The sequence below is a fragment of the Streptomyces sp. ISL-66 genome, assembly GCF_018614135.1.
GTDB lineage: Bacteria > Actinomycetota > Actinomycetes > Streptomycetales > Streptomycetaceae > Streptomyces.
Map to the genome: position 1 here is coordinate 1 of NZ_JAGGOW010000068.1, position 13,408 is coordinate 13,408.

At 69.5% G+C, this 13,408-nt stretch carries 13 protein-coding genes and 2 pseudogenes; 8 read left to right on the forward strand and 7 right to left on the reverse strand.

Features of this window, described 5'->3' with window-relative positions:
• Positions 1-490: 490 nt before the first annotated feature.
• The gene (locus J7E97_RS14230) at positions 491-832 is read right to left on the reverse strand and encodes a PRC-barrel domain-containing protein (protein ID WP_215026789.1); all 342 of its coding nucleotides are present in this window, start codon (positions 830-832) and stop codon (positions 491-493) included.
• A 160-nt stretch (positions 833-992) separates the two neighbouring features.
• Between J7E97_RS14230 and J7E97_RS14235 the strand changes: the two genes are divergently transcribed.
• On the forward strand, positions 993-1,442 hold the full coding sequence (locus J7E97_RS14235) for a PRC-barrel domain-containing protein (RefSeq protein WP_215026792.1): 450 nt from the start codon (positions 993-995) through the stop codon (positions 1,440-1,442).
• A gap of 212 nt (positions 1,443-1,654) precedes the next feature.
• Here J7E97_RS14235 and J7E97_RS14240 read toward each other — a convergent pair whose 3' ends face one another.
• Positions 1,655-2,077, reverse strand: a complete 423-nt coding sequence (locus J7E97_RS14240; RefSeq protein ID WP_308346499.1) for an ATP-binding protein — start codon at positions 2,075-2,077, stop codon at positions 1,655-1,657.
• 377 nt (positions 2,078-2,454) lie between these two features.
• Here J7E97_RS14240 and J7E97_RS14245 point away from each other — a divergent pair, with 377 nt between their 5' ends.
• From J7E97_RS14245 to J7E97_RS14255, 3 genes are all read left to right on the forward strand, one after another.
• Positions 2,455-3,819 (forward strand): NAD(P)/FAD-dependent oxidoreductase, encoded by a 1,365-nt coding sequence (locus J7E97_RS14245; RefSeq protein ID WP_215026795.1) that lies wholly within the window; start codon positions 2,455-2,457, stop codon positions 3,817-3,819.
• Between the two features lie 90 nt (positions 3,820-3,909).
• A complete protein-coding gene (locus J7E97_RS14250; RefSeq protein WP_215026798.1) occupies positions 3,910-4,830 on the forward strand; it encodes a YihY/virulence factor BrkB family protein in 921 nt (306 codons plus the stop codon).
• A 241-nt stretch (positions 4,831-5,071) separates the two neighbouring features.
• Entirely contained in the window at positions 5,072-5,581 is a 510-nt protein-coding gene (locus tag J7E97_RS14255) for a hypothetical protein (protein ID WP_215026800.1), read from the forward strand.
• Between the two features lie 90 nt (positions 5,582-5,671).
• Here J7E97_RS14255 and J7E97_RS14260 read toward each other — a convergent pair whose 3' ends face one another.
• Positions 5,672-6,550, reverse strand: a complete 879-nt coding sequence (locus tag J7E97_RS14260) for a trypsin-like serine protease (protein ID WP_215026803.1) — start codon at positions 6,548-6,550, stop codon at positions 5,672-5,674.
• 523 nt (positions 6,551-7,073) lie between these two features.
• On the opposite strand from J7E97_RS14260, the gene J7E97_RS14265 reads away from it, so the two are divergent.
• Positions 7,074-7,850, forward strand: a complete 777-nt coding sequence (locus J7E97_RS14265) for a class I SAM-dependent methyltransferase (RefSeq protein WP_215026806.1) — start codon at positions 7,074-7,076, stop codon at positions 7,848-7,850.
• A gap of 1,348 nt (positions 7,851-9,198) precedes the next feature.
• Positions 9,199-9,537: a MerR family transcriptional regulator gene (locus J7E97_RS14270; RefSeq protein WP_215026808.1), complete on the forward strand. Its 339-nt coding sequence runs from the start codon at positions 9,199-9,201 to the stop codon at positions 9,535-9,537.
• Between the two features lie 696 nt (positions 9,538-10,233).
• Here J7E97_RS14270 and J7E97_RS14275 read toward each other — a convergent pair.
• The 4 genes and pseudogenes from J7E97_RS14275 to J7E97_RS14285 all read right to left on the reverse strand — a co-directional run.
• Positions 10,234-10,773: a hypothetical protein gene (locus J7E97_RS14275; RefSeq protein WP_251054495.1), complete on the reverse strand. Its 540-nt coding sequence runs from the start codon at positions 10,771-10,773 to the stop codon at positions 10,234-10,236.
• A 180-nt stretch (positions 10,774-10,953) separates the two neighbouring features.
• A complete protein-coding gene (locus J7E97_RS14280; RefSeq protein WP_215026811.1) occupies positions 10,954-11,961 on the reverse strand; it encodes a helix-turn-helix transcriptional regulator in 1,008 nt (335 codons plus the stop codon).
• Positions 11,962-12,223: 262 nt separating this feature from the next.
• A pseudogene (locus J7E97_RS36995) lies at positions 12,224-12,400 on the reverse strand (ATP/GTP-binding protein); the annotation flags it as partial.
• A 174-nt stretch (positions 12,401-12,574) separates the two neighbouring features.
• Positions 12,575-12,748: pseudogene (locus J7E97_RS14285) on the reverse strand (transposase); the annotation flags it as partial.
• Between the two features lie 68 nt (positions 12,749-12,816).
• Between J7E97_RS14285 and J7E97_RS14290 the strand changes: the two are divergent.
• Both J7E97_RS14290 and J7E97_RS14295 read left to right on the forward strand, forming a co-directional pair.
• On the forward strand, positions 12,817-13,158 hold the full coding sequence (locus tag J7E97_RS14290; protein ID WP_215026814.1) for a helix-turn-helix domain-containing protein: 342 nt from the start codon (positions 12,817-12,819) through the stop codon (positions 13,156-13,158).
• Positions 13,125-13,408, forward strand: a 284-nt coding sequence (locus J7E97_RS14295; RefSeq protein WP_215026817.1) for a winged helix-turn-helix domain-containing protein, incomplete at its 3' end; no start/stop codon positions are given. The genes J7E97_RS14290 and J7E97_RS14295, both read left to right, overlap by 34 nt.

Genomic DNA, 13,408 nt, shown 5'->3' on the forward strand with positions numbered 1-13,408 from the left:
GCCTGATCAACAAGCTGAAGGCATGGCGAGGCATCGCCACGCGGTACGACAAGACACCCGACAGCTACCTCGCCGGCCTCCACCTGCGCGCCTCGATGATCTGGCTCAAGGACCTCACTCGGACCACCTGATGATCACAACCAAATACGCTCCCTAGGCGGCCAGCCGTGAAGTGCTCGGCGGCGCGGGCCTGCAGGTTGGCCAGGACCAAGTGGTGGGCGACGACCTCGTGCGGTTCGCGGGCGATGCGCGTGCACTACCGAAGACGCGCCGACGAGCTTCCGCCTCACAGGTGCGCTCGGCGTGTTCGGCTAGAGCGTGCACGGCATCCGGATGGGCGCGCTGGAGCCGGGCGGTGTGTCTCCCGCAATCGGCGGGCGGCGCTGCCTTACCAGGGGGGTGGTCCCTGGGGAGGGTCTCAGTCCCGGCTGCAGGAGAGCGCGGCCGGACGGGACCCGAGGCGTACGCTCGATCACGCCGCCTCAAGGACTCATGCGTCGTAGTACCTGCTGATCGCCTGGCGGTAGTCGGGGTCGCGCAGGTGGTTGTCGCGGTGGAATTCCGGAGCAGCCTTGATCTGGTCCTTGGTGCGGTCCACATGGACGGTCTTGTTCTCCGAGTCCACCCGGATGATCGTCCCCGCCGGGAGCAGGACCTCCTTGCCGAAGATCCACACACCCGTGTCGACCACGAGGTAGGCGTCGGAGACCTCGTTGGAGTGCCTGTCGACCTTGCCGATGCGGCCGTCGACGGCTTCCACGTCGTAGCCCGTGAGGTCTTCGCCCGTCGGGTGGATGATGCCGGAACGGTAGGCCCACATGTCGTCGGTCATGTCTCAACTCCTTCGTAGAACCCTGCGCGGTCTCGTTGACCCGTTGGGTAGCTGTGTCCCGCCTGCCCCGGAAGCCGGACCTGACACGTCCGCTTCCGGCGGCCAGGTGCGGGTAGCCGGACGGTGACAGCAGCGCGCGGCAGGAAGACGAGGAGAAGCGATGATCACTCAGGAGCAGGTGACCGCCATGGTCGGGTGTACGGCCTACACGGAGCAGGGTCAGCGCGTGGGCGGGGTGGACTACGTCCTGGTGGACGACACCACCGGCAGGCCGGAATGGGCCCGGATCACCGACCGTGCGTCCGGCCTGGGCGGCGTCTTCGTCCCGCTGCGCAACGCGGCGCTGGAGGACCAGCGTCTGGTCCTGCCGTACGCCGTCTCCCTGATCGAGCGGGCTCCGTGCGCGGCACTGGACTGCGGGAGCGTGCTGTCCGTGACGGAGGAGCAGCAGCTGTTCGCGCACTACGGGATCAGGGACGTACGGGAAGAGGTGAACGCCGAGAGCGGCGCGGGCTGGGGACAGATGGACCGGGCCGGCGCCATCCGGGAGGGAACGGCGGGCCAGGAGGTGCACCTGTCCCGGCTCCGCCCGGCGCAGCCGGGGCGGTGACCCGCTGAAGCGGACGTGAGCGCGGTGGGGCGGCCGGTTCTTCGGTAGCGGGCGGCCCACCGCGGGGGCGGTGTGGGGAGACCTGCCAAGCGTTCTGTGGCCCGTCGCAGCCCTCACCCGTTGGCGACCGCAGCCGAGACCTGTGATCACCCGTTCAGAATGTCCCGGGGCCGTCCGGCTAGGCCCCGGTAGGTTTCGCGGCGTCACCGTCCTCACACCGCGTGCGGGGAAGGCTGCTCCGGCGGGTGGAAGCAGGCCGTGATCGCCTTGCCGCCGTGGAAGGCGTGGACGTCCCACCGGTCGGCGAGTGCGTCGATGATGGCGAGGCCCCGGCCGGAGGTCGCCCGGGCCGAGGCCTGCCTGGGGGCGGGGAGCTGAGGGTCGTCGTCCGCGACGCTGACGTGCAGACAGCTGCCGTCCCAGGTCAGCACGAGCTGGGCACTGCTGTGCGCGTGGACGTGTGCGTTGGTGACCAGTTCGGACACCGTGAGAAGGATGGAATGCACCGTGTCCGGGGCACCCTCGGTCCACGTGAGGGTGTTCAGATGTGCCAGACACCACCGACGGGCCTCACGTGCCCCGCGGTGGACCGGAAACGACCTGGCCCACCCCACCGCTCGAACCGTCACGGTCACACCTCACCCTCTATTGGCAGGATCGATCGTCAGGTACGGCCGGCCCGGTGCCGGCGGCGGTGCCGGGGACGGTGGCCGTCCCGTCGGGTGACCAGCAGCAGGGCCAGCAGCATCGGTGCGATCAGCAGGATCGTGGTGCCCATGGCGATGCCTCTCCTCGCGATCGGTACGCCTTCGACCATTTCGCGTGTTTCCGCCGCGCCGCCTCCGAAACCCGAAACTCGCGGCCTGGACCGGCCGTTGCCGCCGAATCGTTCCTCCGCCCCTCTACGTCCCTCCGCGCCCTCAGCCCCTCCACCGCCGGCTTCCACGTGCAGACAGGCGCCGGGCGGGGCAGACGCGGGTGGACCTGGCAGGCCCGAGAAAGGACAAACACCGTGGTACGACCGAGGATTCTCGTGGTGGGAGCCGGATTCGCCGGGGTCGAGTGCGTCCGCCGGCTGGAGCGCAGGCTGTCGCCCGCGGAGGCGGACATCGCCCTGGTCACGCCGAACTCCTACCAGCTGTACCTGCCGCTGCTGCCCCAAGTGGCCTCCGGCGTGCTGACCCCGCAATCCATCGCCGTCTCGCTGCGCCGCAGCAGCCGCTACCGGACCCGGATCATCCCCGGCGGCGCCGTCGGCGTCGACACCGCCGCGAAGGTCTGCATCGTACGCAGGATCACCGGCGAGCTGACGGAACACGCGTACGACCACCTGGTGCTGGCGCCCGGCAGTATCACCCGCACCTTCGACATCCCCGGACTCACCGAGCACGCCCGGGGCATGAAGACGCTCGCCGAAGCCACGTACCTGCGCGACCACGTCATCGCGCAGCTGGACCTCGCCGACGCGAGCGAGGACGAGGCGGAGCGGGCCGCCCGGCTGTGCTTCGTCGTGGTCGGCGGCGGGTACGCCGGCACGGAGACGGCGGCCTGCCTCCAGCGGCTCACCCACCACGCCGTGAAGCGCTACCCCCGACTGGACCCCGGCCAGATCACCTGGCACCTCCTCGACCTCGCCCCCAAGCTGATGCCCGAACTCGGCGACTCCCTGGGACAGGTGGCGCTGGACGTCATGCGCCGCCGCGGCATCCAGGTCTCCCTCGGCGTCAGCGTCGCCAAGGCGGGCCCCACGGAGGTGACGCTGACCGACGGACGGGTGCTGCCCAGCCGGACCCTCATCTGGACGGCCGGAGTGGCCGCGAGCCCGCTGATCGGCACGCTCGACGCGGAAACCGTCCGCGGCCGGCTCCTGGTGACCCCGGAGATGACCGTGCCCGGTGCGGACGGCGTGTTCGCGCTGGGCGACGCGGCGGCCGTGCCCGACCTCGCCGCGCCGGAGGACGGCGCGATCTGCCCGCCCACGGCGCAGCACGCGTTGCGTCAGGGGCGCACCCTCGCGGACAACCTGATCGCGACGCTGCGCCACCAGCCCCTTCGGCCGTACGTGCACAAGGATTTGGGGCTCGTCGTCGACCTGGGGGGCACCGATGCCGTGTCCAAGCCGCTGGGCATCCCCCTGCGCGGGCTCCCGGCGCAGGCCGTGGCGCGCGGATACCACTGGTCGGCGCTGCGCACGAACGTCGCCAAGACGCGCGTCCTGACCAACTGGCTGCTCAACGCGGCGGCCGGAGACGACTTCGTCAGGATCGGGTTCGGGTCCTCCAAGCCGCCGACGCTGAGGGAGTTCGAGTACACCGACGCATACCTGACACCCGATCAGGTAAGGGCCCACACGGCGGCGCTGCGCGCCTCCGGCTGAGGAACCGCGGGGGAGCGGCGGTATGCTCCGCAGGACCGCCCCGCCCGGGGTACGGAGGATGGAAGCGGTCGGAAAGGGCAGGAGGGCAACGTGGCATCGAACACGCTCCGCACCCACCGGAACAGCTCCGGAAACCGCTTCCTCGCCTCCGCGCAACGGGCCCGGACGGCTCTGAGCAGCACCGCGGTACGTATCTGGGACGACAACGTCGCCGACTGCGCCGCGGCGCTCACCTACTACGCGGTCCTCGCACTGGTGCCCGCCCTCCTCGTCGCCGTTTCCCTGGTGGGACTCGCCGGCTCCGGTACCCGCGAGCGCCTCATCCTCGACCTCACCTCCTACGCCCCTCCGCAGTCCGCGCAGGTGCTCCGGGAGGCGTTGAACGGTCTCACCTCGGAGCCGTCCTCCCTGTGGGTCCTGCTGTGCAGCGGCGTCCTGAGCGCACTGTGGTCCGCCTCCAGCTACCTGGCGGTCTTCCGCCGCGCCCTGCACACGATGCACCGGCTGCCGGACAAGCGCCCGCCCCTGCGCGCGGCGCACGTCCTCGTCCTCACTGCCGGCACCCTGCTGGCCCTGCTGGTGGCGGGCGCCGCGAGCCTCGTCGCGACCGGCCCGGTGGTCCGCCGGCTCGCGGCCGCCACGGGCTACGCGGCCGGTGACGCGACGACCCTCCTGCGGTGGCCGGTGCTCCTGCTCGTCGTCACGTCCCTGATCCTCATCCTCTACCGGACCGGACCCCGCCAGGCCCGCGAAAGCCGCCGCGGCCTGCCGGGCGGCGTGCTGGCGGCGCTGCTGTGGCTCGGGGCCTCGGGACTCTTCACGCTGTACACCGAGTCCGGCACCTATAGTCGGCTCTACGGTTCACTGGCCGGAATCGTCGTGTTCCTCGTATGGCTGTGGTTCACCAATCTCGCACTGCTCACGGGGGCACAGTTCAACGCGGTGCTCGCCCGGCGCCCGGAGCCGGAGAACACCACCGGGACTCCGGAACCGGCGGAGCCCCACACGTAGCGGCAAAGGGGCGGCACGGTGCTTTCCGGGGCCGTCCGCAGCAAACTCAGAGGCGAGCAAGCGCCTCACAGACGGCCACCCGTGGGGCTTCCAGCCGCTGAGCCCGCTGAGCCAGGACGTCGGCGCAGCGGTGGCGTCCGGCCTCTGGCGTACGCGCGTAGACATCCGGCACCATCGGTGTGCTCCACCTGCACAGCACGCCAGGCACCACACCCAGCGGTCACCGGCAGGAGGCACTTGCGTGAAGACCCGTTCCGTCCTCACCGCTCTTTTCCTCGTCTTCGGCGCGCTCTTCGCGCCCGGCTTCGGAGTCCTGGTCACCACGACCGAGGCCCACGCGGCCACCAAGATCAGCCATGCCACCGCCACCTCGATGTTCCGCGAGGTCGGCATCACGTGGTCGTCGTCGGGCAGTTGCTCCGACCGGAACAACCCCACCTGCACGTCATTCGAACAACTCAACCTCGCCACGGCCCAGGGCGCCCAGACGCTCAAGCGCGCCACCGGCTGCGCCCTGAACATCACCGGCGGTACCGAGACGGGCCACGCTTCCGGCACCTATTCGCACTGGAACGGCTACAAGCTCGACTACGCCAAGGGCACCTGTGTCACCAACTACATCAAGGGCACCTTCACCTACATCGGTCTGCGCGGTGACGGCGCACCCCAGTGGAAGTCGGGCTCCGGGAACGTCTACGCCGACGAGGGCAACCACTGGGATGTCCTCTACTACAACTGCGGCGGCTGCTGACCGGCCCCTGCCGGGCGGCCGCCCCCCGCCCCCGTCCCCCGGCCCGAGGCTGGTCGGGGCCCGGGGGCGAGGGGAGGCGGCTGGCGCCGATTACGGCAGTGGGGCGAAGGGGGAGAGGAACGCGCGGGCGCCGGCGGTGTCCAGGCGGTACGAGACGTTGGTGGCGTAGCACGGGCCGTCACCCGTGATGGTGGTGGCGACCAGGGTGAGCTTGCCGCCGAGGGTGGCGAAGTTGGGGCCGCCCGAATCGCCGTAACAGGCCCCTCCGTTGCCCTGGGGGGAGGTCATCGCCAGACGCACCCAGGCAGGGTCGAGGGCGTTGAAGCCGACGGGGGCCTTCATACGGACGCCGCCGCCCGGGTGGGTGTGGCCGCCTGGGCCGCGTGCGGCCTCCTGGGTTCCGTACCCCGCTACGGAGAACGGGGTGTCGTCCAGCCCTCGCGGGCCCAGCGCAGCGAGGGCCCCGGCCTCGGGGAGAACGGCAGGGGTGAAGGTCCAGCGGGCCTTGACCTGCGCGGCGGGCAGTTCGATGACCGAGATGTCATGACTGTCCGAAGCGGGGCCCGGGTACTGCGGGTGGCTGTGGGCAACTCCCTGCACGCCGACGGCCCGTGCCACGGCGGCCGGGTCACCGGGGTGGTGGGCGGCGGCCGTGTCGAGACCGGCCTGCACGTCCTGGTCGAGGGAGACGTAGAACGCCACGTTCGCCGGCCAGTCGGTGGTGCAGTGGGCGGCGGTCAGGAAGGTGTCCGCGTCGATCATGGTGCCGGAGCAGACCCAGTCGACCCGGTCGGGGGTGGCAGGGTCGTCGTCGTTGTCCCAGGTGGCGACGAGGGCGCCCACCTCGGTGCGTTCCGGAGCCGGCGTCGCGTTGTACGAGTTGATCGCGGAGGACGGCAGGGCCGCGCCGAGGACGAGCGCGCAGGCCGCGGCGGTCACGGAACTCAGGCGTACGGGTACGGCAGTCAAGGGAAGCCCTTCGATGTCGTGGGACGGGGGTCCTCCTGTGGGGTGGTCGACAGTGAAGCGTCCGCCGGGGTGTGTGGCAAGAGGGCGGCGTCCGGCTTACGGGCGGCCGGTTGCCCGCGGCGCCGCTGCCGGCCTGAAGGGTGCCGATCCATTGGAGAGCGACCTACGGGGCCGTGTTCCCCCCGACACCCGACGCCGCCGGGTCAGGCGTGGATCCGGGCATTGCCGAGCCGGCTGACGGCTGCGGGGTCCCAGCGGGCGAAGCACAGGGGCGTCCGGCGCGCCAGGAGCCGTAGAGGTCGTCGAAGGGCTGGTGGATCAGGTACAGGTCGAGGTAGTCGAGCCCGAGGTTGCGAAGCGAGGTGTCGAACGGATCTGGTAGACGCCGAAACCGAGGAGGGGCATCTGAACGCCGTTGTTCCGCGTGACGGCCTGCGTGAGCCCAGCCTGGCAGCCGGGCGCCTGCGCACCGGGAGCGCCGCCCGCGCGAGGCGGGCGCGCGGGCCGTGACTAGGCTGCGACGATGGAACGCTTAACCGACGTGCCCGAGAGTCTCGCCCAGCCTGCAGATCGGGCCCAGGTGAATGACTACGACAGCTTCGCCGAGGCCTACTCAGTGGAGAACGAGAACAACCTGGTGAACGCGTGCTACGAGCGGCCCGCGATGTTGGCCCTCGCCGGAGACGTGGCTGGTCGCCGGATCCTGGACGCCGGCTGTGGCTCGGGCTCTTTGTCCGCTGCACTGCGCGAGCGCGGTGCGGTCGTCACCGGCATCGATGCAAGCGCCGGGATGTTGGCGTTGGCCAGGCGGCGGCTGGGTGACGTCGTGGCCCTGCACGTGGTCGACCTGAGCGACCCTCTGCCGTTCGCCGAGGGTGCGTTCGATGACGTGGTCGCGTCGCTGGTGCTGCACTACCTGGAGGACTGGGGTCCGACGCTGGCCGAGTTGCGGCGAGTGCTCAGGCCCGGAGGCCGGCTGATCGCGTCGGTGGACCACCCTTTCGTGGCCTACGCGTTCCAGGATCCTCGGCCCGACTATTTCGCGACCACCAGCTATACCTTCGACTGGACGTTCAACGGGCAGTCCGTCCCGATGCGGTTCTGGCGCAGGCCGTTGCACGCGATGATCGATGCCTTCGCAACCGCTGGCTTCCGTCTTTCCGTCATCAGTGAGCCGCAGCCCGCCCCGGCCGTCCGTGAGCTGTTCCCCGACGGCTTCCATGACCTTTCGACCAAACCCAACTTCATGTTCTTCGTCGTCGAGGCACTGCCGTCGGCTACCGGCTCGGACGACTGCTGAACCTGATTGGGTGATGCCGGGACCGCCGCCCAGCATGAGTCGCCCGTCTCGCGGGCCTATGGTGTTGCCCGGGCATCCATCGGGAGAAGATCTTCCGGTGGGTCAGCCCCTGCCGAAGTTGCCGAGGCCCGGGTTCGTCTTGATTCGTAATCATCGGTCTCTCACGCGTCCAAAGTGGGGTCACTTCTCACGTTCGGATCTTGTCCCTGAGACCCTTTGGGTGGAGTCGAAACTGAGCGACCACTGGAGTCAGTTGTCACTGGCGCAGCCAGGTGTTCGGTCGGGTCCAGGGTGTAAGTGCCGCCGGCGTGGCGCTGGGCCTTGGTGACGGGCGCTGAGACGACCAGGACCACGGTGCTGGCGGCCTCGGCCGCCAGCGGGTGCGCGAGGCCCGGCAAGCCCAGAGACGGCCGCGTTCCCGCCGCCGCTTCCGTTCCCGTTCCCGTTCCCGTTCGAGGTCGATTACCTCAACGTCGAACACGCGAAAATCTATGGCGGCCGGAGTAGACATTAGGCTGTGGCGTGGTTATGGTTTCTCTCGTAGCCCAGAGAGACCGAAGGGCCTGGCAGAGACGAACTGCCGGGCAGGAGTATCCGCAGTACCTGTAGTTGCAGTGCGCAGGACGGTGCGGTGGTGGAGTGTCGAAGCCAGAGTGGATGCAGGACGGCGACGGGACTGGCGACCGGACCGGGTGGCCCGCAGTGATCAGGGGCCGCCGTGAGCAGTACTGCGGTTAACGCAGTGGCAGTACCCGTAGTAAGTGCAGTGCGCAGTACCCAGCAGTGAAGTCAGTGAGTGGTACCTCGGTGAAGGCGTCGGCTGCGGGCGCGCGCACCGGGAGGTTCGGCAGTGGGGTTCCAAGCCAGAGCAGACGCAGGATGGGCGACGGGGCTGGCTGCCGGAGGGTGGCGCTGGGCGAGGCCGCCAGCAGTACGCATCACCAGCAGGACGCATCACCAGCAGTACATGCAGTTCGTAGTGCAGCAGTAAGAGCAGTACCCGTGTCACAGCAGTACAAGCAGTACAGCGTTGCAAGCGGTTCGCAGTACCAGCAGTTCGCAGTCCCCCCGTTTGGTAAGTGATTGATCCAGAGGGAAGAACGGAGGAGCAGGCGCCATCAGGATCGCCCGGGCGGAAGTCTTGAGTCCGGGTACCGCAGGACATCGTGAATGAGGTGGTCTCCGGTCAAGCAACCGCGATCCCCGCACCCCCGACAGAGCTCAGGTCGGGTCTGTGGAAACAGAAGGCCGGCGCAGGACTAGGGTCGGCAGATGGTGTAGCAGTTCCTTCGGGGCCCGGGTGCCATAGGCGCCCGGGCCCCTCCGCGCGTTCCACAGAGAGGTGCAAGTGACAGCAGACGACTCGTTCGGCCGTCTCGACGATGACGACTACCCCGCCTACACCATGGGCCGGGCCGCCGAGATGCTCGGCACCACCCAGGGCTTCCTCCGCGCCATCGGCGAAGCCCACCTCATCACCCCGCTCCGCTCGCCGGGCGGACACCGCCGCTACTCCCGCTACCAACTGCGCATCGCCGCCCGCGCCCGCGAACTCGTCGACCGGGGCACCCCGATCGAGGCCGCGTGCCGCATCGTCATCCTCGAAGACCAGCTCGAAGAAGCCCAGCGCTTGAACGCCGAGCACCGCCGCACCGCCGAATCGGCGAACCGGGCGCCCGCGGCGTGAGCTGGGGCGCGCTTGCCGGGCTCCGGTGCCTGTGCGGGGTGACCCTGTGGGTGCCAGGCCCGGAGCGGCGGTGAAGGAGCCCCCATCCCGAGTGGTCCTGTTCCCTCCCCTCGAGCCGATGCTCGCCCAGGCCGCCGAGTCCCTTCCCGGCCCTGGTGTCCTGGCAGGCGGCCTGGCCTTTGAGTAGAAGCTCGAGGACACCGCGCGTTCCTCTTCAACCCGGCTGCCCCGGGCGGCCCGGTGGTGTTGCAGACCCGTCGCGGATCGCTGGTCCGGGACCGACTAGGGCCGAGGCCGCCCCGTCGATCACCGCGTACGGCTAATTCCCGGATCTGGTGGCCGCAGCGGAGCCTGCGGAGTAGTCACCGTCGTCGGCGCAAAATGCTGTGCCGGTACGCGTCGGAGAGATGCTCAAGGCGATGAACTCGCTGAGCGGGTCCCAGGGCTGACACCGAGTCTGGTTCCGGGCCACGGAGGGCAGGAACGCCGGCCGGTTCGACGGCGTCACCTCTCTGGTGGAGAGGCGGTATTCCAGCCCTGAGCTCTTCGAGCCCGGACAGTCATCTGCAATCGGCCGGCCGGTAGAGAAGCTGCCGGATCGGCTGTGAAGCGCCTGTCGGGTAGACCCGCTGCCGTAGGAGGGCCCCCGCCCGAGGGCAGGGGTCCCTCAGTGCTCATCGGGCGATGTCACCCGGCTCAGCACGGCCTGATGTAGGTGACGGGGTTCCAGTCCACGTTGCTGCTGCTGCCTTTGGCGGTGTGGTAGAAGCGGACGGTCTGGTCGGCGTTGTAGAACCAGGCCGTCGTGCCCCAGGTCTGGTTGTTGTTGAACGAGCCGGTGCCGTAGCCACCGAAGCCGTACGTCCCGCAGCGGTAGTAGTCGTAGAGGTAGCCGCGGCCGTCCGTGATGCAGAGGTGGCCGCTGCCGCACGCCAACGCGACTCCGGGGGCTGCGAGGTCCCGGGCCTGGGTCTGCCCCGGCGCGGTGACCGTCACCGTGCCGAAGTCGGTGGCGAGCTTGTTCGCGGACAGCTGCCGGGTCCCCGGGTGGGCGGCCACGTAGACGTCGACCTCGTCCCGCAGCCGGCCGGTCTGGGCGACGGTCAGCCCAGCCGCTCGGGCCTGTTGGGCGTAGGCGGACGGCTGCGCCGCGGCCGACGCCGGTCCGGCGAGGGACATGCCTCCCAGTAGTGCTGCCGCGGCGGCGACCCCCGCGAAAAGCTTGCGTACGAACATGCCTGCTTCCTCTCCTCGTCGCGGCGGGAACTCCCCCCATCGGTCGCTCCCGCGCATACCGACGGTCCCCTGCGGAGCCGGGGAGCACCATGCTTTCGTCCCTGGCCGAACAGTGCCCGTCCGGGACGGCCGTCTGGGACTGCCCGCCCGGTCCCACCACCGCGTCCGCCTACCGCGAGCTCACCCACCTCCGCTGAACCCTCCGCCTTCCAGGAGTTCCGCGCCCAGAGGGGTGACGGTGTGCACGACGGATTTACCGCGCCGGCTGGTGGTGATCAGATGGGCGTTGCGCAGGACCGCCGCATGCTCGCTCGCCGCCGCGATCGACACGTTCAGGCGTCGCGCCAGCTCGGTGGTGCTGCATCCTTCGGTGGCCACCTTCAAGGCGGCAGCCCGCGTCCGCCCCAGCAGTGCGCCCAGTGACTGGTCCGGGCCGCGCGCCGCATCCCACAGCGCGGCACCCGCCCGTGCGTCACCGATGGTGGGAAGGGCGAGCGTGGGCGAGGAGGTTTCGTCTTGCGAGTCCCACATCAGCGCCGGGTCCCGCCAGAGGAAAACCGTCGGCGCGATGACGAGACCGCGCCCCCCGAGGTGAACTTCGACGTGCCGGTGGTACCGGACCTCTAGCACGGGCGCCCGCCACCGCACCAGCGGGACGCACATGCCCTCCAGTAGCCGTTCGACCCCTCCGTCGAGCAGCGAACGCGCGAAGCCCGCGCGCACGCCCTCCACGTGGGATCTCGCTGTGCTCCAGTAGGGAGCGACGAGCACCTCGTTGCAGGCGGCGATTCCCGCTGCGAAGTGCCGACGGGCATCGAGGCCGCCCTCGGCCAACTGACGAGCCCAAGACAGCTGTGAGGGATGGAAGGCGATGTGCTCGAGCTCGGTCCGCAAGCGAGAGGACGACGCCCCCAGCAAGGTATCGATCCCCGCCTCCAAGGACGGAGCGTCACCCATGAGCGCCATCAGGTCGATGTCCGGGCCGTCCACGGCCAGCAGGCTCGTGAGAGGACGTGCCTGCGCACCGAGTCGCCCACGGACGGCGGCCTGCCAGGGACGAAAGGGCAGGGCGGAGGTGGCACAGTTGCGCAGCATCCTCAGGCTGTACATGGTCTCCGCGGCCGCGCCGATCGTCGGGGCCACCCGGGTCCGGGCCAGATCCGAGGCGGTGAAGTGAATGCGTAGCACCGAGCGTCCCCCATTTGCGTCCGTCCTGGCGCCGCTTGAACGCCCACCGCAGTCTGGGCCCTCCACAAGGCCCCGCACAGGAGCCGTTTCAGCCAGGGCCGGATCCTGGCTCCCCGTGCCCTGCCGAGGCACGGGCACGCTCGCTGCGGGTTCACCTTCCCAACTGACGCTGGAGGGGGTGGTGGTTGGTGTAACGGACGCTGACTGACCTGGTGTGTTGTGGGTCTGTTGAGAGGCTAAATGGACGGTTCGAGGGGGTGGGTTAGCGGTTTCGGGGGTGCGGGCGGTGGTGGGTTTCGGCGGGGTGGTCGAGTTGTACAGCGTCGAGAGTGGCTTTGGTGATGCGTTCGGTGCCGTCGCAGATGGCGGTGATGGCGGTGATGGCGGCTCGGCGGATGAGTGGGTGAGCCATTCCGATGCGGCCGGCGGTGCGTTGGTGGAAGGACACGAGGCCTGTGCCACAACCTCCAGCCTCGCCACCCCCAGCGCGACGCCGTCAGCGACCACCAGCGAATGGGTGCGCTTCGCCGACACCGGCCTGCGCAGCTCCCAGGGCACCGTCCAGGAGTCGATGCACCCGAATTACTATGGAGAGCTCGCCCTCGGCCGTTGGAGCCCGCCAGGCGCAACCGCTGACCAGCACGTAGATGATCGCCGCGAACAGCGTCTCATCAGGCGTGTCCTGCGTCCCCCCGCCCTGCGGCCGCACCCTCGACGGCGGGATCAACGGCTCCGCGATCTCCCACAACCCGTCCGGAACAATCCAACTCCACCTACCCCGCCCCATACAGAGGTCAACGACGCCTCACGACATATTGATCCGAAACGCTTTGAGTTCAGGCTCGTTGATGATGTGTGAGTGATCTGGTGGGGGATGCGCGGGCCTGGTCGCCGGACGCGCAGGAGGCTGTGCGGTTGCTGGCGGTGTCGGCGCTGGTGGAGGGTCGGGACCGGATTGAGGTTGCCGCCCTGTTCAAGGTGTCGGTCAAGGCCGTGGATAACTGGTGGGCGAAGTGGCAGGCCGGCGGGCGGGACGCACTGCTGTCCCGCCCGCGAGGCCGCCGCGTGGGTGAGCATCAGGTCCTGTCGGAGGCCGAACAGGCCGCGGTCCGGCAGGCCGTCCTCGATCACATCCCCTCCGACCTGGGACTTTCGGGTCAGTTGTGGACACGCGGGCAGAGACACGCGGGCAGATAGGCGAGCTGGTCTTCAAGCTGTACCGGATCCGCTTTACCGAGCCCGGGGTGGGCAAGTACCTCAAGCGTTGGGGGCTGACCTTCCAGCGTCCGGACAAACGGGCGGTCGAGCAGGACGCGGAAGCGGTTCGTGTCTGGCACGAGGAGACCTGGCCGGCGATTCGGGCCAAGGCGAAGGCGGAGAACGCCGAGGTTCTCTTCGGCGACCAGGTCGGGGTCCGCTCGGACCAGGTCACCGGCCGCACCTGGGG

Bases quoted from the DNA above. Each gene is read 5' to 3' on its own strand.
- J7E97_RS14230 (WP_215026789.1), bottom strand. From the start codon at position 832: ATGACCGACGACATGTGGGCCTACCGTTCCGGCATCATCCACCCGACG.
- J7E97_RS14275 (WP_251054495.1), bottom strand. From the start codon at position 10,773: ATGTTCGTACGCAAGCTTTTCGCGGGGGTCGCCGCCGCGGCAGCACTA.
- J7E97_RS14265 (WP_215026806.1), top strand. From the start codon at position 7,074: ATGGAACGCTTAACCGACGTGCCCGAGAGTCTCGCCCAGCCTGCAGAT.
- J7E97_RS14235 (WP_215026792.1), top strand. From the start codon at position 993: ATGATCACTCAGGAGCAGGTGACCGCCATGGTCGGGTGTACGGCCTAC.